Origin of the sequence: Deinococcus peraridilitoris DSM 19664, from assembly GCF_000317835.1 — a bacterium.
GTDB classification, from domain to species: Bacteria; Deinococcota; Deinococci; order Deinococcales; family Deinococcaceae; genus Deinococcus_A; species Deinococcus_A peraridilitoris.
Map to the genome: position 1 here is coordinate 812,694 of NC_019793.1, position 21,729 is coordinate 834,422.

The window sequence follows — 21,729 nt, forward strand, 5'->3', positions numbered from 1 at the left end:
TAGTATGAAACGGTTTTATGCGAGCCCTCTCCAAAGAAGCAAGGCCCGGCGCACTCATGATCGACGCGCCGGAACCCACGCCCGGTCCGGGCGAAGTGCTGGTCAAGGTCATGGCGACCTCGATCTGCGGCACCGACATGCACATCTACAACTGGGACGGTTGGGCCCAGAGCCGCTTTCCGGCTCCGATGGTCTTCGGACACGAAATGACCGGCGAAGTCGTCGCGGTAGGTCAGGGCGTCAATCCCGACATGGTGAAGGTCGGCGATCATGTCAGCGCCGAGACGCACCTCGCCTGCGGGCATTGTTACCAGTGCCGCACGGGCCGCAAGCACATCTGCCAGAATCTGCGCATTCTGGGCGTCGACGCACCCGGCATCTTCGCCGAGTACGCCGTGATTCCAGCTGAGAACGCCTGGGTCAACGATCCCGAGATGCCCTGGGAAATCGCCAGTCTGCAAGAGCCTTTTGGCAACGCCGTCCAGACGGTGCTGGCCGGGCCGGGCGTGAGCAGCAGGACCGTGCTGGTCACGGGCTGCGGACCCATCGGCCTGATGGCCATTCAGGTCGCGCGTGCGAGCGGCGCCAGCCTGATCATCGCCACTGACGTAAACGAAAGGCGTCTGGCACTTGCCCGCAGCATGGGCGCCGACCTGACGATCAATCCGCTGGCTCAGGACGTGGTCCGCACGGTGCGCGACGCCACGCGCGGCAACGGCGTGGACGCCTTGCTGGAATTCAGCGGCAACCAGACGGCCATCCGCCAGGGTTTTGGGGCGCTCACCTACGGCGGGCACGCCAGCATGCTGGGCATCCCGGCGGGGGCCATCGAATTCGACCTTGCCAACGACATCGTCTTCAAGGCCGCCACCGTGATCGGCATCTCGGGACGCAAGATGTTCGAGACGTGGTATCAGGTGCGCGAACTCGTCACGAGCGGCAAGGTGGATCTGGGAGCGGTCATCAGCCACCACGTGCCCCTGTCGCACTTCGAGGAAGTTTTCGAGGCAGTGCGGGCTGGCGAGGCCATCAAGCCCGTGATGCTGCCCCAGGAACGCTGAAGCCGGGCGAAACAGAGAAAAGCGGTTGGCGCGTACATGCGCCAACCGCTTTTCTTGGGCGGGTATACCCGCGGGCAAATTCCTACTTGCGCACGACCTGATCGACGGCTGCCGTGCCGGTGTAGCTTGTCGAGGCGTTCAGGTAGCCTTCCAGCACCACCTTCCACTCGCCCGCGACGGGGCTGGGGATGCTGACTTCCTCGCTGACGCTGGCGCCCTGCGTGCTGGAAGCCACCAGCTTGCCACTGGGGTCATAGACGTAGAGATCGAGGTCGTAGGCGGGGTTGCCCCAGTCGGTGTTGACACGCAGGGCTGAAGTGCCCGAGGGCACACTGAGGGTGTGCGTGTCGCGCGCATTCACGGCGCAGTCGAGCAATGGCGCGCAGAGAGCGGGTTCGACGGTTCCGCTCCACGAGGGCAGGTCACTGGTACTCAGGGTGTACTTGCTGGTGTTGGACTTGACCGCCTCGCGTACGGCGGCGTTCGCGTTCACGTACCCGTAGCCGACTTCCCACAGCTCGCGCTGCTTGGTCACGCCGCCACTGGTGTAGTACATCGGGCTGGCAGTTTTCTTGAAGATGCTCAGGATGGAGTCGAGCTTGAGGGCCGGGTTGGCCTCCAGCATCAGCGCCACGACGCCCGAGATATGCGGGGTGGCCATGCTGGTCCCGCTGATGGTGGAATACAGCGGGTTGTCGGTGTCGGGCAACACGATGGCGCCGGTGCTGGCCCGCGCGGCACTGATGCGCACACCCGGCGCGGTGATGTCCGGGTGCACGAGCGCGTCCCCGGAAATTCCGCGGCTGGAGAAGTTCGCGAGGTTGCCCTGCTTGTCACCGGCGGCCACGCTGATCACGCAGGGACTCGCCGAGTATGGATTGAGGGTGTTGGCCCCCGGGCCTTCATTGCCCGCCGCGAAGGCGACCACGACGCCCTGGTCGTATGCACGCTTGGACGCCAGGTTGATGGGGTTGTACGGCGCGAAGTCACCGCTGGAGCCCCAGGAGTTGCTGATCACCCGGATGTTGTACTTTTCACGGTTGTCCGGATTCAGCGCAAAGTCAAATCCCTGCAGCGCATAGAGGATCGAGATTCCGTCCCCGGCACCAATGCCGATGAGGGTCGCGCCGGGGGCCACGCCGGTGCGCACCCGCGCGCTGCCTCTGGACGCCGCGCCGCTTCCTGCGATGGTGCTCGCGACGTGCGTGCCGTGACCGCTGGTGGTATCGGTGTTGGGCAGGTCGGCATACAGGTAACCGCCCACCCCGACGTCGGTGATGGGACCGACGATCTTGACGTTACGGCCCACGTTCTGACCGACCTGCAGATCCGGGTGGGAAGCGTCGATGCCCGAGTCGATCACGGCCACGCCGACGCCCTTGCCGCTCACACCGTAGGTGGCACGCGCCGCGTCGGCCTTGATGTAAGCGACGCTCTCGGCCAGCAGGTAGCGCAGGGGCGCGTCCTGGTACACCGAGACAAGGCCGGGCAGGTTGGCCTGGAGGCGCTCGACAAGTTCGGGGGTGACCAGCGTCTTCACGGCTACCATGGGCAGGTGATCGAATGCCCCCAGGCCCTCGCCCGGGTCGACATCGAGGTTGGCGTCCATCCAGTCCACCGCGCGTCCTTTGGAGGCGTCGTCGGCGAACGAAAGAATCAGGGTCACGACCGAGCCGTAGCGCAGGCCCGAATCGACACGCACACCGCTCGTCTGGTTGCCGTACAGCGCCTGGCACTCGGTCAGGGTCGAAACCGCCTGCGCCTGAATGGGCTGGCTCCCCGCCGATCGGGCGGAATCGTGCAGGGACGTGTTGCTCGGCGTGTTCGTTCCGCATGCCGCCAGCACGAGGGCAAGGCTGGTCCCAAGAGTCGCGTACTTTTTCATGGCTTCCTTTCTGTATAGCGCCCGACCCTCAAAAAAAGCACAAAAGAACTTGTCGGTTTGTTGAGAGATCCACTCATGAAGGAGCCTGACCACTTTCATCTGACAGGGGATACGGAAAACGGGCGCATCTGGATCTCAGGAGCCTCCCATCCGGCAAAAAGATTCTAAACTGATGTATGGTCATGCTGCCCTCCGCACTGCGAGCACTTCTGCGGCAGGCACCAAGGGTGGTGGTGGCGCCTGTCGGTCGCGGCTTTGGACAAGAAGCACTCACCAACTGGGCCGAGAAGCACGGTTACCGCGTCGTGCACAGCGCTGCCGAGACCCAGGAAGGGCGTGCCTTGTGGTGCCCCAGGCGCAGGCGTGAATTGCACGCTTTGCCCAGGTATGCGCCGATCGGTGAGGTGCTGGTCCTCGACGAAACCCAGGCACGCTGGGATTTCCAGTCGTGGTCGGCGGCGCTCGCCCATCACCCGGTGTCGTGGCAGCGCGCTTCTTATGAGCAAAGTGACGGCTGGCCCGAGGCCCTCAAGTTTGCGTTGCAGCTTGCAGACAATGCAGGCGAGCTTCACCGTCATCCGCTGGCCACCGCCTACCTGACGCCGCTGCTGCCTCCCCCCACGTTGCGGGATGTGTACCAACGTCTGGCCGTGACGCCGCTCGTGCTTCCGGCCCTCTACGCTTTGCTGCAGGTGTCGCCCGACGACATCGAAGCGCTTCATGACGGTGGCTGGCTGTCCGAGGTTCCAGGCGGGCTGGCTGCACCCCGGTTGCTTCGGCGCGCCCTGGCACCTCGGGGTGGGCCACAGCAGGCGCAGGAAATCGCGCTTGTGCTGAGTGAGGCTGGCCAGGACGGCGCCGCCTTGGACGTGCTCGCGGAGGCTGGCGCTTGGCACGGGTATCTTGACGTGCTGGTGCGCGTGGCCAAGGCCAGCACAGGCGAAGATGTCCTGCGCGACCGCCTGCGTCCAGTGCCGCCCGTTCTGCGGGAAAAGGCAGAGTACCGATACCTGGCGGGCCTGCTGGCGCGAACACACGGAGAACTCGCCCACGCCGAGGCGCTGTACGATCAGGCTCTGCACGAGGCCCCTGCTTCACTGGCACCGCTGGTGCACAATGCGCGTGGCGTGATTCTGGCGCTGCAGCACCGCACCGACGAGGCTTTGAGTGCTTTTGAGCAAGCGACCGGTGGGGCGGGCGTGACTGCCGGGGAAGCGTGGCACAACCACGCCGGCTTGCTCGCGCAGCTGGGCCGGCACGGCGAAGCAGAGCAGAGCCTGAAAGAGGCGGTCGCGGCGTTTCGCGCGGTGGGCGACGAGGCGCGTGAAGCGCGCAGCTTCAAACTGCTCGGTCTGCTCTATACCGAACGGGGTTTGCTGCACGAAGCGCAGAACGCTTACCGCGAAGCCCTCAAACTGCTCAGAAACAGTGGCGCCGCCCTGGACGCGTTTGCGTTCCTGAACCTCGCCGAAGTGCACGCCCTGCTGGGCCATCCGGACGAGGCGCAAAGTTATCTCGATCAGGCGCGCGCGAGTGCCCCGGACACGCGCGCGCAGGGCTGGCTTACCCGCTGCGCCGCGTTGATCGATCTGCAACGCGGGCGTCTGGACGCCGCGCAGGGTGCCCTGGAAGCGCTGCTGACCAGCGAACCCACCGACCGTCAGCTGCTCGCCGAGATTCACCTGCTGCTGACCCGCACGCTGCGGGAGAAGGGTAAGCGTGACGAAGCGCGCGTACACCTGGAGGGCGCACTGCCGCTGGGCGTGCGGGCGGAACTCGAGGCAGCACTGCTGTCCGGAGAGGGCCTCGACGCGGTCATCGAGCACGCCCGAGCACAGGAATTCCGCCTGGAACTGGCGTCGGCGCTCGTCGCCCGCGGCAGCGCCGACGACGCCCGTGAAGCGTTGCGGCTGACTCGCACGCACGGCTACGCGGCCCTGCTCGAAGGTCCTGACGCCGTGAAACTGGCCGCGCACGTCGAGGAGGACGAAAGCCTGCGCGAACTTTTTCCACTGCACCTGACCCTCCTGGGGCCGCTGAAAGTACGCTTTGCGGGGCGCACCCTGAGCCTGGCCGACTTCCCGACGCGCAAAAGTGCAGCGCTGCTGCTCGCGCTGGCGTTCGCCGGTCGGCCTTACGGCCGCGAGGAACTGGCCGAGCGCTTCTGGCCTGGGGCCAAGAATCCGCTGGGCAGCCTGCAGACGGCGGTCTACCATTTGCGTGGTGCACTGGGTGTCCCGGTGGTGCGCAGTGAACGCGGGCTGCTCAGTCTGGCCTTTCCGGTGCAAACCGACCTGCAGGCGCTGCAAGCCAGCGGGCAGCAGGCACTGCTGCTCCATGAGGACGCCGGAGCTGCGTTGCTGCGAGAGTCGCTGCGCACGGCAGGGTCGTTTCTGCCTGAACTTCCTGACGAGTTCGAAGACGAGCGCGCACATGCCGAAGCCACCCTGCGCGAATTACGCTGGACGCTCGCCCGCCTGAGCCCTGGGGAAAGCGAAGTCCGGCGTGACGCGCTGCGTGCCTTGCTGGCCGACGACCCGTACGACCTTGACGCCCGCGCGACCCTCATCAGGGTGCACGAACTGCGCGGCGAAAACGAAGCGGCGGCACACGAACGCCGCCGCCTCGCCGAACTGGAACGCGAGTTCGGATGAGCTGCGCTCCTCCCGGCGGCACCGTCAGTTCGAAGTCATTCAGGGTGCATGACAGCAGCGAAAAGGTCACGTAAACCTTTGCTCTTGAAGTTTTTGGGCGCCTTATTAACCTTCGTCCATGAAGCGCGAAAAGGATAAGGAAGGAGGAGAACGATATGCCGATGCAAATGCAAGACCTGCAAGATCTGTTCGTCCACAAACTCAACGACCTGTACGACGCCGAGCAACAAGGCCTGCAAGCCATGCAGCAACTCTCTCAGCGCGTCCAGACGCCTGAACTGAAACAGGGCCTCCAGATGCACATCGAGCAGTCACAGCAACAGGTGCAGCGCCTCGAGCAGATCATGCAGAAACTGGGCCAGCAGCCCGGCGGCGAGCAGTGCAAGGGCATGCAGGGCCTGATTCAGGAAGGTCAGAAGCTCCTGAAGGAAGACGCCAGCCCCGAAGTGCTTGAAGCGGGCATCATTGCCGCCCAGCAGGCCATGGAGCATTACGAGATCGCCGGCTACGGCACCGCGCGCACCTACGCGCAGCTGCTCAAGAACGACGAGGCCGTGCGCCTGCTCGAGCAGACCCTCGAAGAAGAGAAGATGACCGATCAGCAACTCACGCAGATCGCCGAGAAGATCAACGTTCAGGCCATGAACGCCTGAAAACCGCAAGGGAAGAAACAAGAAGGGCGGCGTGGTGCCGCCCTTCTCTTTTGCTCTGCTTTTCGCGCTTCAGATGGGATAGTAGGCGCGGGCCTTCCCCTCGAGAAAGTCACGGGTGGGAATCCAGATGAGGGGGTGACGCTCCTCGACTTCGGGCGGGGGGCCGTAGCGCACCAGGTTCATAACGTCAGCAACCTCAATCCAGTGAGCGCCCAGCACCTCGGGGTCGGTGGGCGCGATCTCGCCACTGCAGCGGGCGGTGAAGCGCGCGAAGTTGGCGTAGTGATGATGCTTGCTGCCGGAGAGCATCTCGCCTTCGAGCAGGCTGACGAATTCGAGGTCGTTGACATCCAGGCCGGTTTCCAGCTTGACCTGACGAACGGCGGCGTCGGCCAGGGACTCGCCACCGTCGGCCTTGCCGCCCGGGAGACCCCAGAAGATGCTGCCGTCATCCATACGCTCGGTCACCAGCAGCAGTTTGCCGTCCTGAACGAGGTACACATGGGCGGCGCGTTTGATGGGAACGACGCGGGAAAGATTCATGCTCCGTTTAGTGTAGTGCCTTTCTTTCCTGGCGGATTTGAAGGTGGGAGTAGCGTCGTCAGCTGAGCGCATCCAGTTCAGGAATCCGCCTGAACTGGAGGGTTTTTCTTTATACCCCCATAAAATTCTGCTCGTCATCCTTTTGCGCCAACGATTTCGAGGAACCAGTACAAAATGAAGGTGTATCGTCATTTTATGATATTTCTCACATTTTCTATACAATTAAGTTTAAATGAATTACAATTTTTCACTCCAGGACAGCTTTTAATGACCCTCTTCTCGCGGTTACTAATCCATTACTCCAATAGTCCACACTCGCCTTCATGGATTGAAAAAGGTCCCATGAGAGGCCGAGATAGTAGAAGTCCAGACGCCAGATCAGTGGGAGTCCAGAGAAGCGATGCGGCAAAGGCTGGCGCGCAGGTGAGACGTCTGGAGAAAGTGTTGGCCTATCATGAGAAGAATCCACACGCTCCTCGTTTTCTCGGCGTTGGCCCTTGGCGCTTCCACCGTATCTGCCACCGGTACAACAACATGCAAGAACACCGGTGCCGAGATGGGCAATGGGCAGACAAAAGTTGCAGTTAAAAACGCGAACGGCAGAATAATTTGTATCGCCGAACCGGCAGCAGAGAATCGCCAAGCAGGAAAGGGTGGCAATAACGGCGGTGGTCACGAGAATAAGCCACCCTCCACCCCAAGCAAGCCCGAACCGGTCAAACCTGAGCCAGTCAAACCAGTCAAGCCCGAACCGGTCAAACCTAAACCAGCTCCAACCCCAGCTCCGGATAAACCAACCAAGCCGGCCCCGGCTCCGGACAAACCAACCAAACCGGCCCCAACTCCGGCTCCACAACCGGCCCCTGCTCCTGAGCCCACTCCGACTCCACAACCGGCCCCTGCTCCTGAGCCCACTCCGACTCCACAACCGGCCCCAACTCCGGCTCCACAACCGACTCCTGCTCCTGAGCCCACTCCGGCTCCACAACCGACTCCTGCTCCTGAGCCCACTCCGGCTCCACAACCGGCCCCTGCTCCTGAGCCCACTCCGACTCCACAACCGACTCCTGCTCCTGAGCCCACTCCGGCTCCACAACCGGCCCCTGCTCCTGAGCCCACTCCGGCTCCACAACCGACTCCGGCTCCTGAGCCCACTCCGGCTCCACAACCGGCCCCAACTCCGGCTCCACAACCGACTCCTGCTCCGGCTCCTGAGCCCACTCCGGCTCCACAACCGGCCCCAACTCCGGCTCCACAACCGACTCCGGCTCCTGAGCCCACTCCGGCACCGACTCCGGCTCCCAAGCCGCCAAAAAAATAACGATTTGCTTTCTGTTACCTACTGGGTTAACTGGAACGCCGTCGTCAATCAAGCTTGTATGTAACCGGTAGTCAACAAAAAGGCCGTAATAAAGGGAACGCCAGCGTTCCCTTTATTACGGCCTTTTTTCCAACAGATAATAAAGAATCGCCAGCAACTTCATGCACTTGCTGACCAATTCGCTTCACATTTCATGTCCCGAAATGCACGCAACGACTGTCAACTGACTGTATAAAAGGCTCTCGTCTTTTATCGTAACCCTATCCTGAAGTCACGCACGAACTCAAACGGCGCCTCCCCTTTCTGACTTAGCAAGGTGACCTGATCGAGTTCCAATGTGGGGTAAGGCTCGAAGCGCGCTTCGAGATCTTCGGCCAGCGCCCCTGCGTCCGGCCCCGTGTACGGTTCGACCAGCGTGAAGTGCGGTGTCCAGGAATCCAACCCGCGCGGCGTGTGAAAGAGCTTCAGGCGGGCACGCTCGTGAGGCGCGGGGTACTTGTGCGGGTTTTCCTGGACCATTCGCTCGAAACTCGACCCCGTCACGAAAGGGGCGAGGCGGGCAGTGAGCAGGGCGTGCAGCACCAGCAGCGCCTCGTTGGGATCAAAGCGGCGCACGATCACGGTACCCTCGTCCCACACTTCCATTCGTCCGTTTGACAGACGCAGCAATGAGTGCGGCGAGAAACACGCACAAAGCGCCACGATTTCCTTCTCGATTGCCGCAAAGCTCGCCGGGTCGCACTCAAAGGCTTCCGTCACCGTCAGGTGAAAGCCGTACTGACCGGCCTTGGCAACCCATTCGGGGCGCAGTTCGGGCAGCTGGGGCACGCGCCGCCCGGCCCGCATGTCGTATCCCAGCGCGGAGCTGCCCAGCTGGTAAAAAGCGTCCTCGGCGTTGGGCACGAGGTACACTGCAAAGCGGGTAGGTGAGGGGGTGTCGCTCATGCGTTCAGCGTAAAGAACGGCGCGTGAAAATGGCGCACCCTTCCCTCAAGAAGAAAGGCGGTCCTGGAAGGCCGCCCTCTTGAATGACGCCCTCCTGAATGATCTTGCAGCTACTCGGCGGCGCCTTTCTGGCGGAAGGGCAGGTACTTGGGCAACCAGAAGCGGCGGCGCACAAAGGCTTCGAGGTCCTCGTGTCCGAGGTTGCGAATTCGGTACTCGGCGGCCACCCCGTCTTTGATGGCGCGCGCCACGACGCGGGTGGCGACCTGGATGCTCACCTCCCGCAACCGGTCGATGGGCGGATAGACGCGCCCGGTGTCGGTGCTGGTGTGCTCGGCAAGCGTCCGTGCGGCTTCGAGGACCATACCGTCGGTGATTTCGCGCGCCCGGCTGATGACGGCGCCAAACCCCAGCCCTGGAAAGATGAAGGCGTTGTTGCCCTGCCCCACCGGGTAGGTCACGCCGTCGTGGACCACGTCCGCAAAAGGACTGCCGGTGGCCACGATGGCCCGGCCCTCCGTCCAGCGCACCACGTCGTCGGGCAGCGCCTCGACGTTGCTGGTCGGGTTCGAGAGCGGAAACACGATGGGCCGCCCGGCGTTGTGCGCGACCGCCTGCACGATGGGCTGGGTAAACAGGCCTCCTACTCCGGACAGGCCCAGCAGGGCGGTGGCGCGGGCGTTCTGGATGGTTTCGAGCAGGCTGGGCGCCTCACCCGAGAAAGTCCAGTCCATGAGCGCGTCGGGGGACTGCGCGTAGGGCTCCTGGTGGGGCTCGATGTTCTGACCGTGCACCAGGAGCCCCTGGCGGTCCACCACGAACAGGCGCGCGTGCGCTTCGTGCTCGCTCAGCCCAGCGCCCAGCAGGCCCTGCTTGATGGCCCAGGCCACCCCGATGCCACCCGCTCCCGCGCCGACCACCACGAAGCGCTGGTCGGCGAGCTGTTCTCCCTTGAGCTTGCAGGCGTTCAGTACCCCTGCCAGGGCCATGGCGCCTGTGCCCTGAATATCATCGTTGAAGCTCGGGATCACCTTGCGGTAGCGCTCCAGCACCCGGAAGGCCGTGCCACGCGCAAAATCCTCCCACTGAATGATCGCCTTGGGATAGCGCTGGCTGACCGCCTCCACGAAGCGGTCGAGAAAGTCCTCGTACTGCTCGCCTGAAAGCCGGGCGTGGTTCACGCCCAGATAGAGGGGATCCTCACGCAGGTCGGCGCGGTCGGTGCCGACATCGAGCTCGACGGGCAGCGTCTTGTCGGGCCCCACGCCGCCCGCGACGGTGTAGATGCTGAGCTTGCCGATGCTGATGGCCATGCCACCGAAGCCCTGGTCACCCAGGCCCAGAATGGCGCTCGAATCGGTGGCCACGATCATGCGCACGTCATCGAGCGGCACGTTGGCCAGGGCGTCCTCGACAGTGTCGATGGTGTCCGTCGAGACGCACAGGCCGCGCGGAAAGCGGTAGATATGCGAAAAGACCCGCACGGCCTCCCCCACCGTGGGCGTGTAGAGAATCGGCAGCATCTCTTCGAGGTGCTCTTCGAGCAGGGCGAAGAACAGCACCTCGTTGCGGTCCTGCAGGTTACGCAGATAAATGTGCTTCTCGAGATCACCGCTTTGCAGGCGGTAGCGGCGGTAGGCGCGCTCCTTCTGCTCGTCGATGCTGCTGACGTGCGGCGGAATCAGGCCGTCGAGTTCCAGCAGGCGCCGCTCCTCACGCGTGAAGGCCGTGCTTTTGTTGAGCAGTGGCAGGCGCAGCATCGAAAAGCCCGTCACGTCCACTTCCAGGTAGCGCTGACCGTCGGCGTCACGCTTGACGTCGTAGTAGCGGCTGATTTTCTTTCCCTTATCCCGGTTGATCGTCATGACTAGCAACGATCTTAGGACGCCGGGCACCGCGGTGGGCGTGACCAGCTTCCTTTTAACGAAACTTGCGTAGGCAAGGGTGAGGATGAGCCTCGTTCAGCGGCCCGCGCGGTATTCCTCGAAGCGCTGGGCAAGCTGGGCGAAGTTCTCGTCGATACGTGACTGCGGCAGCACGACCTGGGTGGTGGCACCGTGACCGATGAGGTCACCCAGTTCGTTCACGGCGCTCATGCGCGCGTAGATGCGGCGTCCTTCGCGGCGCTCGAACACCGCGGTCACGGTGACCTGCATGCCGGGCAAGGCGCTCGCCGTGTGCGTCACGCTCACCTCGGAACCGATCCCGCCCTCACCTTCTTCCAGAAAGGGCAGGATGATCTTGCGGCCCGCCTCCTCGAAATGCTTGGCCATCCAGTAGGTGGCGTACACCGGGTGCAGGGGGCCGAGCTCGTCGAAGTTGACGGTCATCTCGTGTGTGACGGTGATCGTCAGGGTCTGGGTATAGCCCGCGGGAATCTCTTTCACGCCCCTGCCTCAGACGCGCTCGATGACGGTGGCGATGCCCTGTCCCACCCCGATGCACATGGTGACGAGGCCGAACTGCCCATTCGTGCGCTCCAGTTCGTGCAGCAGGCTGGTCACGAGCCGCGAACCCGAGCTGCCCAGCGCGTGCCCCAGGGCGATGGCGCCGCCGTTGGGGTTCAGGCGAGGGTCCTGCGCGTCGATTTCCAGGTCACGCAGCACCGCGAGGCTCTGTGCGGCAAAAGCTTCGTTGAGCTCGATGGCGTGCAAATCACCCACACGGAGCCCTACCCGCGACAAAGCCTTGCGGGAAGCGGGCACCGGGCCGATGCCCATGATGCGCGGCGGCACTCCGGCGACCGCGAAGCTGCGGACGCGCGCGCGCGGCGTCAGGCCATGCGCCTGAGCGTACTCGCGCGAGGCGAGCACCACCGCGCTCGCGCCGTCGTTGAGGGAGCTGCTGTTTCCCGCCGTGACGCTGCCGCCCTTGCGAAAGACCGGGCGCAGGCCGGAGAGGGTCTCCAGGCTGGTGTCACTGCGCGGACCCTCGTCACGCGTCACGAGCGTGCTGCCCTTGCGGCCCTGAATCTCCATCGGAATGATCTCGCGCTCGAAATGCCCGGCTTCCTGCGCGCGCAGGGCCTTCTGGTGCGAGTGCAGTGCAAAGCGGTCCTGTTCCTCGCGCCCGATGCCGTACTCCTCGGCGAGGTTCTCGGCCGTCTCCCCCATCGCGTCGGTGCCGTACAGCTCGCGCATGCGCGGATTGACGAAGCGCCAGCCCAGGGTGGTGTCGTACACGGTCTGGTTGCCGGTCGCGTAGCCTTTTTCGGGTTTGGGCATGGCGTAGGGGGCACGGCTCATGCTCTCGACGCCTCCGGCGACGTACAGGCGACCCTCACCGGCCAGAATGCTCTTGGCCGCGGTGTTCACGGCGTCCAGACCCGAGCCGCACAGCCGGTTGATGGTCGCGCCCGGCACCTCGATGGGCAGACCGGCCAGCAGCAGCCCCATGCGGGCCACGTTGCGGTTGTCCTCTCCGGCCTGGTTGGCACAGCCAAAATACACGTCCTCGATCTCGGCAACGTTCACACCCGCGCGGGCAACGGCCTCCCGGATGGCAGCAGCGGCCAGGTCGTCCGGACGGACGCTGGAAAGGGCGCCACCGTGCCTTCCGACGGGCGTGCGGGCGGCGGCGAGAATGACGGCTTCATGCATGGGGAACCTCGGAAAGGGGTGGGATGGTGTGCGCACTGCGCAGGTGGTCCGGACGGTCGGGCTGCAGACGTGCGTCACCCGCAAGGTGGTCGTTCACGGCCCAGGTGTGCAGGGTCGCACGCAGCGGCGAGAGGGCGTGGACGCTGAGGTGGCTATAGCCGCCCAGTGGAATGTTGGTGGAGAGGTGCTGGAGGTAGCCCTGCGGACACAGCATTGGCAGCGCACACTGATAAAGGCCGCTGTGCCCGATCAGCATGACGGTCTCTCCGCTTCGGCCAGTCAGGGCGCGCCGCAACGCCGTTTTGAAGCGCGTGGCGGCCTCCAGGTAATTCTCGCCGCCAGGGTAGCGGGTTTCAAAACGGCCCGCCCGCCAGGCCGTGACGACCTCGTTGTCACGCCGCCGACGCTCCTCCAAGCTGTAGGGCGAGCTCGGGTCTTCCAGCTCGCCAACGTCGATCTCTCGCAACTCCTCCAGGGTCTGCACTGGTAAGCCAAGCAGCTCGGCCAGTGGCTGGGCAGTCTCCTGCGCGCGCCTGAGCGGGCTGGCGAACAGGGCGTCCACAGGCGTGGCCGCAAAGTGCTGTGCCGTCTGCCGGGCCTGCAGACGACCTCGCTCGGTCAAGGGGTAATCCACCAGGCGGCAGGACAGCTCGCGCGTGACGTTGGCGCGGTTCTCGCCGTGCCGCACAAGATACACAGTGTTCAGAAGGTGTCCTTCCCGGCCAGCACCATGCGGCGCAGCAGGGGGTGCGGACGGTAACGGTCGTCGCCCGTTTCGCGCTGCAGGGCTTCCAGAATGCTCAGCACCGCGCGCAAACCGATCAGCTGCGCCCATTCCAGGGGGCCGCGTGGATAATTGGTGCCAAGCTTCATGGCGGTATCAATGGTGGTCTGGTCGGCCACGCCCTCGGCCAGGGCGCTGAATGCTTCGTTCGCCAGCATCGCGACCGTTCTGGCCGCGATGCCTCCCGGCGTCTCTCCCACCATCTGAACGGACAGACCGGCGGCGGCGAAGAGGGTCTCGGTGTCCTGGGCAAGGCCCGGCTCGCTTTGCAGGGCAGGCATGATCTCGATCACGCTTTTGTCGCCCAGCGGCGACAGGCACGAAAAGCCCACTACCCGCTCGGGAAACGGGTAACGGGCGGCCAGCGCCGTGGCGGAGCCCGCGTAGGCCAGCGACAGCACCCTGGAGCGTGGTGTCAGGCCAACAATGGCCGCGACCGAAGAAACCGTCTCGCTGCAGTCGATGACCCAGTCCGCTTCGGAGGCCAAAGCCCGTTCGTAGCCGGAGAGCAGTTCCTCCAGCGCCTCACGCAGGCGGCCTCCCCCGCTCAGGTGCAGCCTGACCTGGGGACGCTGCGGGATAGACGAGGACGACGGTTCCGACTGGGGCGCGGCCTGGGACGCGGAGTGGTCATAGAAGCCCTGCCCGGTCTTGCGTCCCAGGCGGCCACCGGCGACCATGCGGGCCTGCAGCGGGTGCGGGCGGTAGCGCGGATCGTGAAAGAACGCCTCGTACACGCTGACGGTCGAGGCGAAGTTGATGTCCAGGCCGATCAGGTCCATCAGCTCGAAGGGCCCCATGCGGAAGCCCGCGCCGCGCATCACCGCGTCGATTTCTGCATAGGATGCCACTCCCTCGGCGGCCAGCCGCAGGCCCTCGCCGTAAAACGGGCGCGCCACGCGGTTCACGATGAAGCCGGGCGTATCGTCACACAGCACCGGGGTCTTGCCGAGGTCACGGGCGAGCTCCATGATGGCCTCGACCGTCCGGGCCGAGGTGTCCTGCCCCCGCACGACTTCCACGAGCGGCAGAATCTGCGCCGGATTGAAAAAGTGCATTCCGACCACCCGCGCGCGGTCCCCCACCGAGGAGGCAATGGCGCTCACCAGCAGGGTGCTGGTATTCGTGGCCAGGATGGCCTGCGGACAGAGCGTTTCGAGCTCGGCGAAAAGCTTCTGCTTGAGATCCAGGCGTTCGGGGGCGGCCTCGATCACCACGTCGGCGCCGCCCAGCCCGGCCAGGTCGGTGGTCCCGAGTAGGTGGGCCAGCAGGGTGTCGGGGCTGTCTTGCAGCTTGCCCCGGGCCTGCAGCTTTTCCAGGCTGCGGGCGATGGCGTGCTGGGCGCGGGCGAGCTGCTCGGCGTTCAGGTCGTACAGGGCGACACGGTATCCGCGCGTCAGGGCCAGTTCCGCGATGCCGGCGCCCATGGTACCCGCACCGATCACCCCGATGGCCCGGGGCTTGCCGGCAGTAATCGTCGCTCCACCGAGGGCGGCTTCATACGGGCCTGCGTTCATTCCGTTTCACCTCGGAACAGCACCGAGCCACAACTCCATTCCCGCAAGCTCGTCGTCTTTTGCACTCGCTTCGCTCGGCGTTCAGAAGTTCCTTCGGAACCTTCTGAACGCGAAAGGGCATGAGAAGTCATTTGGGGCTCACTATAACAACCGTTTGCTTGTGCCGTGCCACCCCTCCCTTCAGCGCGGATATGGACGGGCGGCAACCTGCCCAGGGTTGGGGCTTGCTAGCATGAACGCGCATGAGCGTCCCTGCAGACCGCAAAGAACAGATCTACCGGGCCGCCGCGCGCCTGTTTTCCGAGGAAGGCTACCGCGCGACGTCCATGCGTGACATCGCGGGCGCGCTCGACATGAAGGCCGGCAGCCTGTACTCGCACATTCGCGGCAAGGAAGACCTGCTGTGGGAAATCGTGAGCCGCGTGGCCGACGAATTCGACGCGGCCCTGGCCGAAGTGCGCGGGGCGCCCCTCGCCCCGGCGGCCAAACTTCGCCGTGCACTGGAGGCCTACACGGCGGTGGTGGCGCGCAACCTGGAATTCGCGACGGTGCTGTTTCAGGACTGGCGGCACCTGCCCGCCGACCGCCGCGCGGCGATCGCCCTGCGGCGGGACGCGGTCGAGGGCGTCTTTCGCGAGATCGTGGCGCAGGGCGTGCAGGCTGGGGTCTTCGACCCCTCCCTGAACGTCAAGCTGACGACAGTGCTGGCCCTTTCAGGTGCCAACTGGCTGCCCAACTGGTACCGTCCTCAGGGCGCGCTGAGCCCCACCGAGGTGGCCGACGCCTTTGCCGACCTGCTGCTGCGTGGGGTGGAGCGGCGCGAGGAATAGGCGCCGCCTCGAAAGACGCCACAAAACCGTGAGCTAAACGCGCTGCAGCGTGATTCTGGCGCGTTGACGCTATACGTGCGGGTGGGTTACACTGAACCTAACTAATGTTAGGAAGCAGACCCTACCACGCCCTGCCCGACCTGCAAGGAGAACGCGCATGACCACGGCCGACCTGACCGAGCAGCAGCACCTCGAAGCCTTCGAGGCCCGCATTCAGCGCGGCGAAAAGATCGAAGCCGGCGACTGGATGCCAGACGAGTACCGCCGCCAGCTGATCCGCATGATCTCGCAGCACGCCCACAGCGAGTACGTCGGCATGCTGCCCGAAGGGGCCTGGATCACCCGCGCGCCCAGCCTCAAGCGCAAGATGATCCTGATTGCCAAGGTGCAGGACGAGGCCGGGCACGGCCAGTACCTCTATCACGCCGCTGAAACCCTCGGCGCCACCCGCGAGGAAATGAACGATGCCCTGCTGAGCGGCAGGGCCAAGTATTCCAGCATCTTCAACTACCCCAGCCTCACCTGGGCTGACGTCGGCATGATCGGCTGGCTGGTCGACGGCGCGGCCATCAAGAACCAGACCATGCTGGCAGGCTGCTCGTACGGTCCCTACTCGCGCGCCATGGTCCGCATCTGCAGCGAGGAGACCTTTCATCACAAGCAGGGCAAGGAAATGGTCATCCAGTACGCGCGCGGCAGCGAGAAACAGCGTCAGATGGCCCAGGACGCCCTGAACCGCTGGTGGTGGCCCAGCCTGATGATGCTCGGCCCGCACGACGCCGACTCTCCCAACAGCGGTGTGCTGAGCCGCTGGGGCGTGAAGCTCAAGAGCAATGACGAGGTTCGCCAGGAGTTTATCAACGAGCACGTACCGGAGCTGCTCGAAGCGGGCCTGACCATTCCCGATCCCGACCTGCACCAGGATGAGAGCGGCAACTGGATTCACGGCCCCATCGACTGGAACGAGTTCTGGAATGTCGTGAAGGGAAACGGCCCCCTCAACAAGGAGCGCCTGGGTGCCCGCCAGAAGGCCCACGACGAGGGCGCCTGGGTGCGCGAAGCCATGCAGGCGTATGCCGAGCGTCAGCTCGCGCAGGCCGCCGACTGAGGTGACGGACATGGACACCCAATGGCCCCGCTGGGAAGTTTTCAAACAGGACACCCCGGGTAAACCCCACCAGGCGGTCGGCAGCGTTCACGCCGTGGATCCGCAGCACGCGCTGGTGACCGCACGGACCGTCTTCGTGCGCCGCCCCAGCGCCGTCTCACTGTGGGTGGTGCGTGCCGACGACATTTTCTCGCGCACCGCGGAGGAACTGGCAGCCGAGGAGTTGGCGCGGGACACCGGCGCGCCCGAAGAGACGCCGGGCGAGGCGGGCACCTTTCTGGTCTTTCGCAAAACCAGTCACAAGCGCAGCATGACCTTCGTGGATTATGCGGGTGAACTGCAGGCCACCTCGCCCGCACAGGCCCTCGGCCTGGCACGCGAACAGTTTCAGGAGCTGCCCGTACTGGTCTGGTGGATTATTCCCGAACAGGCCATCAGCCGCAGTGGTGACGATCCGGACACCATCGACAGCTGGTTCGCCCCCGCCAGGGACAAGACGTACCGCCAGCAGTCCTTTTACGGGGTCGTCGGCTCGCACGCCAGCAAGCACAAGCCCCCCCGCACGCCCGGAGGCGAGCAATGACGCAGACAGACATCCTGCAGCTTGGCAGCGAACTGCGCACCGCGCTGATCCTGAAGCTCACCGCCCTGGCCGACGACGAGCTGATCCTTTCGCACCGCAACAGCGAATGGGTCGGCCACGCGCCCATCCTGGAAGAGGACATTGCCCTGGCAAACCTCGTGCAGGACGAATTGGGCCACGCCCAGGTGTGGCTCTCGCTGCGCGCAGAGCTCGACGGCAGCGACCCCGACGCGCTGGCCTACGGGCGCGGCGCAGGCGAATACCGCTGCGCCCAGCTGGTCGAATTGCCCCGTGGCGACTGGGCCTTCACGCTGCTGCGGCAGTTTCTGTTCGACGCCTACGAGCTGGTGTGGCTTGGCGCGGCCCGTGAAAGCACCTACACGCCGCTTTCGCAGGCCGTACAGAAGATCATCCGCGAGGAACGCTTTCACCTCCAGCACACCCGGCTCTGGGTTGAGCGCCTTGGGCTCGGGACCGAGGAATCACGGCGCCGGACCCAGAACGCGCTGAACGAACTGTGGCCGCTCTGCCCACAGCTGTTTGCGCTCCTCCCTGGCGAGGACGGGCTGGTGAAGGCCGGCGTGCTGCCCTCTCCCGAGTCCCTGTTCGGCCAGTGGCAGCCGCTCGTCGCCGCACACTTGGAGGGCTGCGGCCTGACCCTGCCGACGGTGGGCGCGCGTGAATGGTCCAGAGAGCGGCACACCGAGCACCTCGCGCCCATGCTGGCCGAGATGCAGGAAGTCGCGCGCTGGGATCCCTCGGCCAGCGAGTGGTGAGTGGGGACATGATCGAGAGGCCCACTGTTCTCCCTTCGGAAGCCGAGGTATGGGCGGCCCTCTCCAGGGTTCCCGATCCGGAAATTCCGGTCGTGAACATCGTGGAGATGGGCATCGTGCGCGAGGTGCAGCTCGACGGGGCGCGGGCCACCGTGCGCATGACCCCGACCTTCTCGGCCTGTCCGGCGCTGCACGTCATCCGCGAGGACATCGCCCGTGCCGTTCGGTCGCTGGGACTGCAAGTGCAGGTAGACACGGTCATGTTTCCGCCCTGGACCACCGACTGGATCACCGAGGAAGCGCGCACCAAGCTGTCGGTCTACGGCATTGCCCCGCCGGGCGCCAGTGACGACGGGGCACTTTTGCAGCTGCAAAGCGACGCGACGCGCTGCCCGCGGTGCGGCTCGTTTGATACCCGTATCAAAAACACCTTTGGTCCCACGCTCTGCAAGACCATTCACGTCTGTGGCGCCTGCCGGGAGCCCTTCGAGGCCTTCAAGACGGTATAAAACAGGGTTTCCACGTCCCACTGCTTCAGTCCGCCACGCCGACCTGCGCCGTGCGGACCGACTCTCCCAGCGTGCGGTAGAGCCCCAGGGCCGTGACCAGGCCGATCAGCCCGAAACTGAGCCACGGCAGGGCGGGCAGGCCGGTTGCCTGTCCCCAGTCGTACAGCGCGCCGCCGATGGCGTTCCCGACGCCGCCGCCCACGCCAAGGGACAGGGCGCCGAAGCCGAAATAGGCTCCATACAGCCCTTTTTTCGCGAGGCTGGCCGTCAGGGCCTGCTGGGTCGGAAAGACCAGCATCCCACCGAGGCTGAACAGTGCCACGCAGGCCAGCAGGCCCGCGAACGTCTGGGTCGTCGCCATGGCCCCCAGGCCGAGCGCACTGAGCATCACGCCGCCCACCAGAATGCGCCGGGGCGAAAAGCGGCGCTCGGCGAGGCGCAGCAGCGGGTACTGCAGCGCCACCGCCAGGCCGGCGCTGACTCCGTACACCCAGCCCACCGCCCCCTCGCCGTGCAGCGCCGTCGCGCGCAGGGCCACCGCCACGTTGAGCTGGCTGGACAGCAGGAAGTAACCGCTCACCAGCGTCGTGAACAGCACGAAGCGGCGGTCGCGGGCCACCACCCCCAGGCCCGAAAGTCCGGCGGCCTTGCCAGGAGCGGCCCCCAGCCGCGGCAGGCTCAGGGCAACCACCACAAAGGCCACCAGATATACCGACCCCGACACCAGCGCCAGCGTCCGAAAGTCGATGCTCAGCAGCAGCGCACCGATCAGGGGACCGACCACCATGCCCAGGTTGCCGAATACACCCATCAGCGAAAAGACCCGTGAACGGTTGGTGCTGTTCGTCAGTGCTGTCACCGCGGCGTTCTTGGGCGCGTCGAACAGCGCGCCGCCCAGGCCCGCCAGCACCGAGGCGGCCATCAGGGTCCAGAAGGTGTCCGCCCAGCCCATGGCCGCGAACCCCAGTGCGCGAACCACCAGGCCCGCCAGAATCAGGTTGCGGGCGCCCATGCGGTCGGCGAGCGCTCCTCCGAAAACGGTCAGGCCCTGCTGAATGATCTGCCGCACGGCCAACACCGCGCCGATCAAGGCGGCCGCCCAGCCCAGGTTGGCGACGTAGTGCACGCTGAGCAGCGGCACGATCAGGAAAAATCCGCCCCACATCAGGAAATTCGAGGCTATCAGGGCCGCGATGGCCCGGATGTTCGGGGGAGCGGCGGGGGCGGGCGAGACAGGCACGATCAGGAGTCTACGCCTGCTTCCTCGGCGGAAATGAAAGGGGGCGCGCCGTGACGGCCCGGCTAGGGTGAGCGCTTCCGGTCATTCGGAGCTAAGCTTCGCTATGGCGCGTGGAGAACTCGCGGAACTGGCGCCGGGCGTGCTGTATTTTCCCGGCCCAATCAATCAGCTGGTGCTTGAGGATGGACGAGGCGGCGCGCTGATCATTGACAGCGGCCTCGACGATGACCGTGCCAAAAAGCTGCTACGCGCACTCACCGCGCGCGGTCTGCAGCCGGTGGCGCTACTCAATACGCACAGCCATGCTGACCATTACGGCGGCAACGCACTGCTGCGGGCGCGTGTTCCCGGTCTGGAAGTATTCGCGCCCCCCCTGGAAGAAGCGATCATCCGGCATCCGCTGCTCGAAGGGCTCTACCTGTTCGGTGCGCGCCCTCCGGCCTCCCTGCAGGGCAAATTTCTGATGGGCCAGGCCAGCGAGGTTCACGGCGTTCTTCAGCCCGGGCGGGCGACGGTCGGGGGCGTGGCGCTGGAGCTGATCGAGGTCGGCGGTCACGCCTGCACGATGTTCGCAGTGCGCTGCGGTGACGTGCTGTTTGCGTCCGACGCGCTGTTTGGCCCCGACACGCTGGAAAAACACCCGCTCACCTTCTGCGTCGACAGCACCCGGCAGAAGCAGAGCGCCCGCACGCTGCAAGAGCAGCAGGGTATCCGGGTCGTGCTGCCCGGCCATGGAGAGCCCACCACCGACCTGAACGCACTGGTGTCGGCCAACCTGACGTCCTTCGAGCGTACGACAGAGGCCGTGTGGCAGGCCCTGGCTCCGGAAGGCAGCATCGACGACCTGCTGGCGCGGGTGTGCGACGCACTGAAGGTCACCATGACCATCCCGGCGGCGGTGGTCCTCAACCGCAGTGTGGTGAGCGCGCACCTGGTGGAGCTGCTCGAAGGTGGCCGCGCCCAGCAGACGGTCGAGGGCAACCGCTGGATGTGGCGGCGCGCACCATGAAAAGGCCCGCGCACCCAAGGGTAAAGGGACGCTCAGAGGGACCTCACGGCCCCTGAGAAGGCGAGCGCTTAGCGTGGGGCATGTCGAAGAAACACAAAAAAAACAAGGATGAACACCACGACGACCAGCAGGCCACCCTGAGCGCCCCGGTGCTGGTCGCAGACCACACCGACGCCGCGCACGGTGACCTGGGCCGAGCGCAGGACAACGAGTTCAACCAGCTGGTGGACCACAACTACCTGAGCGAGCAGGAGTTCAGCCAGGTCGCCGAAACCTTGCAGCGCAACCTCGCTACCAGCATCTCGCTGTACCTGAAGTTCAAGAAGTTCCACTGGGACATTCGCGGGCGGATGTTTCGCGACCTGCACCTCGCTTACGACGAGATGGCCGAGGAAGTGTTCGCCAGCATCGACGTGCTGGCCGAGCGTCTGGTAATGCTGGGCGGCTCTCCTGTCGCGGCGCCCGTGGACATCGACCGCTTCACCACCATCCGCGTGCCCACCGAAACCGTTCGTGACGCCCGTGAACAGCTGTCGCAGCTGGTGCATGACCACACGCTGCTGACCCGCAGCCTGCGCGATGATTCCAAGCGCGCCGACGAGGCTGACGACCCGGCGACTGCCGACATCTACAACGGGCTGCTGCACACCCACGATGAGCACCGCTGGATGCTGCAGGCCATTCTGGACGACGACCGCCTGAACTGACCTGC

At 65.0% G+C, this 21,729-nt stretch carries 21 protein-coding genes; 10 read left to right on the top strand and 11 right to left on the bottom strand.

The features are described from left to right. The first annotated feature begins 56 nt into the window (after window positions 1–56). Window positions 57–1,061: an L-threonine 3-dehydrogenase gene (gene tdh, locus DEIPE_RS03945; protein WP_217218461.1), complete on the top strand. Its 1,005-nt coding sequence runs from the start codon at window positions 57–59 to the stop codon at window positions 1,059–1,061. An 82-nt stretch (window positions 1,062–1,143) separates the two neighbouring features. Here tdh and DEIPE_RS03950 read toward each other — a convergent pair whose 3' ends face one another. Continuing rightward, window positions 1,144–2,946: a S8 family serine peptidase gene (locus tag DEIPE_RS03950; protein ID WP_015234691.1), complete on the bottom strand. Its 1,803-nt coding sequence runs from the start codon at window positions 2,944–2,946 to the stop codon at window positions 1,144–1,146. 182 nt (window positions 2,947–3,128) lie between these two features. Between DEIPE_RS03950 and DEIPE_RS03955 the strand changes: the two genes are divergently transcribed. Both DEIPE_RS03955 and DEIPE_RS03960 read left to right on the top strand, forming a co-directional pair. Then, window positions 3,129–5,600, top strand: coding sequence for a tetratricopeptide repeat protein (locus tag DEIPE_RS03955; RefSeq protein WP_083865858.1), 2,472 nt, complete (start codon window positions 3,129–3,131; stop codon window positions 5,598–5,600). Window positions 5,601–5,755: 155 nt separating this feature from the next. Continuing rightward, the gene (locus DEIPE_RS03960) at window positions 5,756–6,253 is read left to right on the top strand and encodes a ferritin-like domain-containing protein (RefSeq protein ID WP_015234693.1); all 498 of its coding nucleotides are present in this window, start codon (window positions 5,756–5,758) and stop codon (window positions 6,251–6,253) included. Between the two features lie 69 nt (window positions 6,254–6,322). On the opposite strand, the gene DEIPE_RS03965 is transcribed toward DEIPE_RS03960, so the two are convergent. The 9 genes from DEIPE_RS03965 to DEIPE_RS04000 form a co-directional block, all read right to left on the bottom strand. After that, window positions 6,323–6,796, bottom strand: coding sequence for an NUDIX domain-containing protein (locus DEIPE_RS03965; protein ID WP_041230687.1), 474 nt, complete (start codon window positions 6,794–6,796; stop codon window positions 6,323–6,325). A gap of 247 nt (window positions 6,797–7,043) precedes the next feature. Beyond that, window positions 7,044–7,472 carry a hypothetical protein gene (locus tag DEIPE_RS24445; protein ID WP_169316592.1) on the bottom strand — a complete coding sequence of 143 codons (429 nt, stop codon included), beginning with the start codon at window positions 7,470–7,472 and terminating at the stop codon, window positions 7,044–7,046. A gap of 85 nt (window positions 7,473–7,557) precedes the next feature. Further along, entirely contained in the window at window positions 7,558–8,169 is a 612-nt protein-coding gene (locus DEIPE_RS24450) for a hypothetical protein (RefSeq protein WP_169316593.1), read from the bottom strand. 197 nt (window positions 8,170–8,366) lie between these two features. Beyond that, window positions 8,367–9,062: a hypothetical protein gene (locus DEIPE_RS03975; protein WP_015234696.1), complete on the bottom strand. Its 696-nt coding sequence runs from the start codon at window positions 9,060–9,062 to the stop codon at window positions 8,367–8,369. Between the two features lie 110 nt (window positions 9,063–9,172). After that, entirely contained in the window at window positions 9,173–10,927 is a 1,755-nt protein-coding gene (locus tag DEIPE_RS03980; RefSeq protein ID WP_015234697.1) for an NAD-dependent malic enzyme, read from the bottom strand. Window positions 10,928–11,023: 96 nt separating this feature from the next. Further along, window positions 11,024–11,449 (bottom strand): thioesterase family protein, encoded by a 426-nt coding sequence (locus tag DEIPE_RS03985; RefSeq protein ID WP_015234698.1) that lies wholly within the window; start codon window positions 11,447–11,449, stop codon window positions 11,024–11,026. A gap of 9 nt (window positions 11,450–11,458) precedes the next feature. Then, window positions 11,459–12,661, bottom strand: a complete 1,203-nt coding sequence (locus DEIPE_RS03990) for an acetyl-CoA C-acyltransferase (protein WP_015234699.1) — start codon at window positions 12,659–12,661, stop codon at window positions 11,459–11,461. After that, the gene (locus DEIPE_RS21970) at window positions 12,654–13,349 is read right to left on the bottom strand and encodes a histidine phosphatase family protein (protein WP_052326624.1); all 696 of its coding nucleotides are present in this window, start codon (window positions 13,347–13,349) and stop codon (window positions 12,654–12,656) included. The genes DEIPE_RS03990 and DEIPE_RS21970 overlap by 8 nt, the downstream gene beginning before the upstream one ends. A 14-nt stretch (window positions 13,350–13,363) precedes the next feature. After that, a complete protein-coding gene (locus DEIPE_RS04000) occupies window positions 13,364–14,962 on the bottom strand; it encodes a 3-hydroxyacyl-CoA dehydrogenase (RefSeq protein WP_015234701.1) in 1,599 nt (532 codons plus the stop codon). A 242-nt stretch (window positions 14,963–15,204) separates the two neighbouring features. Here DEIPE_RS04000 and DEIPE_RS04005 point away from each other — a divergent pair, with 242 nt between their 5' ends. The 5 genes from DEIPE_RS04005 (at window position 15,205) to paaD (ending at window position 18,768) form a co-directional block, all read left to right on the top strand. After that, a complete protein-coding gene (locus tag DEIPE_RS04005) occupies window positions 15,205–15,792 on the top strand; it encodes a TetR/AcrR family transcriptional regulator (RefSeq protein WP_015234702.1) in 588 nt (195 codons plus the stop codon). A gap of 157 nt (window positions 15,793–15,949) precedes the next feature. Then, window positions 15,950–16,900, top strand: coding sequence for a 1,2-phenylacetyl-CoA epoxidase subunit PaaA (gene paaA, locus DEIPE_RS04010; protein WP_015234703.1), 951 nt, complete (start codon window positions 15,950–15,952; stop codon window positions 16,898–16,900). 10 nt (window positions 16,901–16,910) lie between these two features. Continuing rightward, a complete protein-coding gene (locus tag DEIPE_RS04015) occupies window positions 16,911–17,483 on the top strand; it encodes a phenylacetate metabolism protein (RefSeq protein ID WP_015234704.1) in 573 nt (190 codons plus the stop codon). Next, window positions 17,480–18,259, top strand: a complete 780-nt coding sequence (gene paaC, locus DEIPE_RS04020) for a 1,2-phenylacetyl-CoA epoxidase subunit PaaC (protein ID WP_015234705.1) — start codon at window positions 17,480–17,482, stop codon at window positions 18,257–18,259. Before DEIPE_RS04015 ends, paaC begins: the two co-directional genes overlap by 4 nt. An 8-nt stretch (window positions 18,260–18,267) precedes the next feature. Then, on the top strand, window positions 18,268–18,768 hold the full coding sequence (paaD, locus tag DEIPE_RS04025) for a 1,2-phenylacetyl-CoA epoxidase subunit PaaD (RefSeq protein WP_015234706.1): 501 nt from the start codon (window positions 18,268–18,270) through the stop codon (window positions 18,766–18,768). 25 nt (window positions 18,769–18,793) lie between these two features. Here the strand turns inward: paaD and DEIPE_RS04030 are convergent, their stop codons facing one another. Then, window positions 18,794–20,008: an MFS transporter gene (locus tag DEIPE_RS04030; protein WP_015234707.1), complete on the bottom strand. Its 1,215-nt coding sequence runs from the start codon at window positions 20,006–20,008 to the stop codon at window positions 18,794–18,796. A 103-nt stretch (window positions 20,009–20,111) separates the two neighbouring features. Between DEIPE_RS04030 and DEIPE_RS04035 the strand changes: the two genes are divergently transcribed. Both DEIPE_RS04035 and DEIPE_RS04040 read left to right on the top strand, forming a co-directional pair. Then, window positions 20,112–21,017: an MBL fold metallo-hydrolase gene (locus DEIPE_RS04035; protein WP_015234708.1), complete on the top strand. Its 906-nt coding sequence runs from the start codon at window positions 20,112–20,114 to the stop codon at window positions 21,015–21,017. 80 nt (window positions 21,018–21,097) lie between these two features. Next, window positions 21,098–21,724: a Dps family protein gene (locus tag DEIPE_RS04040; protein WP_015234709.1), complete on the top strand. Its 627-nt coding sequence runs from the start codon at window positions 21,098–21,100 to the stop codon at window positions 21,722–21,724. Window positions 21,725–21,729: the final 5 nt, after the last annotated feature.

What these genes read in the sequence shown, in the direction of transcription:
- DEIPE_RS03975 (WP_015234696.1), bottom strand. Translation starts at nt 9,062, where the DNA reads ATGAGCGACACCCCCTCACCTACCCGCTTTGCAGTGTACCTCGTGCCC.
- paaD (WP_015234706.1), top strand. Translation starts at nt 18,268, where the DNA reads ATGATCGAGAGGCCCACTGTTCTCCCTTCGGAAGCCGAGGTATGGGCG.
- tdh (WP_217218461.1), top strand. Translation starts at nt 57, where the DNA reads ATGATCGACGCGCCGGAACCCACGCCCGGTCCGGGCGAAGTGCTGGTC.
- DEIPE_RS03955 (WP_083865858.1), top strand. Translation starts at nt 3,129, where the DNA reads ATGCTGCCCTCCGCACTGCGAGCACTTCTGCGGCAGGCACCAAGGGTG.
- DEIPE_RS03950 (WP_015234691.1), bottom strand. Translation starts at nt 2,946, where the DNA reads ATGAAAAAGTACGCGACTCTTGGGACCAGCCTTGCCCTCGTGCTGGCG.
- DEIPE_RS03990 (WP_015234699.1), bottom strand. Translation starts at nt 12,661, where the DNA reads ATGCATGAAGCCGTCATTCTCGCCGCCGCCCGCACGCCCGTCGGAAGG.
- DEIPE_RS04035 (WP_015234708.1), top strand. Translation starts at nt 20,112, where the DNA reads ATGGCGCGTGGAGAACTCGCGGAACTGGCGCCGGGCGTGCTGTATTTT.
- DEIPE_RS03960 (WP_015234693.1), top strand. Translation starts at nt 5,756, where the DNA reads ATGCCGATGCAAATGCAAGACCTGCAAGATCTGTTCGTCCACAAACTC.
- DEIPE_RS03980 (WP_015234697.1), bottom strand. Translation starts at nt 10,927, where the DNA reads ATGACGATCAACCGGGATAAGGGAAAGAAAATCAGCCGCTACTACGAC.
- DEIPE_RS04015 (WP_015234704.1), top strand. Translation starts at nt 16,911, where the DNA reads ATGGACACCCAATGGCCCCGCTGGGAAGTTTTCAAACAGGACACCCCG.
- DEIPE_RS04005 (WP_015234702.1), top strand. Translation starts at nt 15,205, where the DNA reads ATGAGCGTCCCTGCAGACCGCAAAGAACAGATCTACCGGGCCGCCGCG.
- paaC (WP_015234705.1), top strand. Translation starts at nt 17,480, where the DNA reads ATGACGCAGACAGACATCCTGCAGCTTGGCAGCGAACTGCGCACCGCG.
- DEIPE_RS04000 (WP_015234701.1), bottom strand. Translation starts at nt 14,962, where the DNA reads ATGAACGCAGGCCCGTATGAAGCCGCCCTCGGTGGAGCGACGATTACT.
- DEIPE_RS04040 (WP_015234709.1), top strand. Translation starts at nt 21,098, where the DNA reads ATGTCGAAGAAACACAAAAAAAACAAGGATGAACACCACGACGACCAG.
- DEIPE_RS03965 (WP_041230687.1), bottom strand. Translation starts at nt 6,796, where the DNA reads ATGAATCTTTCCCGCGTCGTTCCCATCAAACGCGCCGCCCATGTGTAC.
- paaA (WP_015234703.1), top strand. Translation starts at nt 15,950, where the DNA reads ATGACCACGGCCGACCTGACCGAGCAGCAGCACCTCGAAGCCTTCGAG.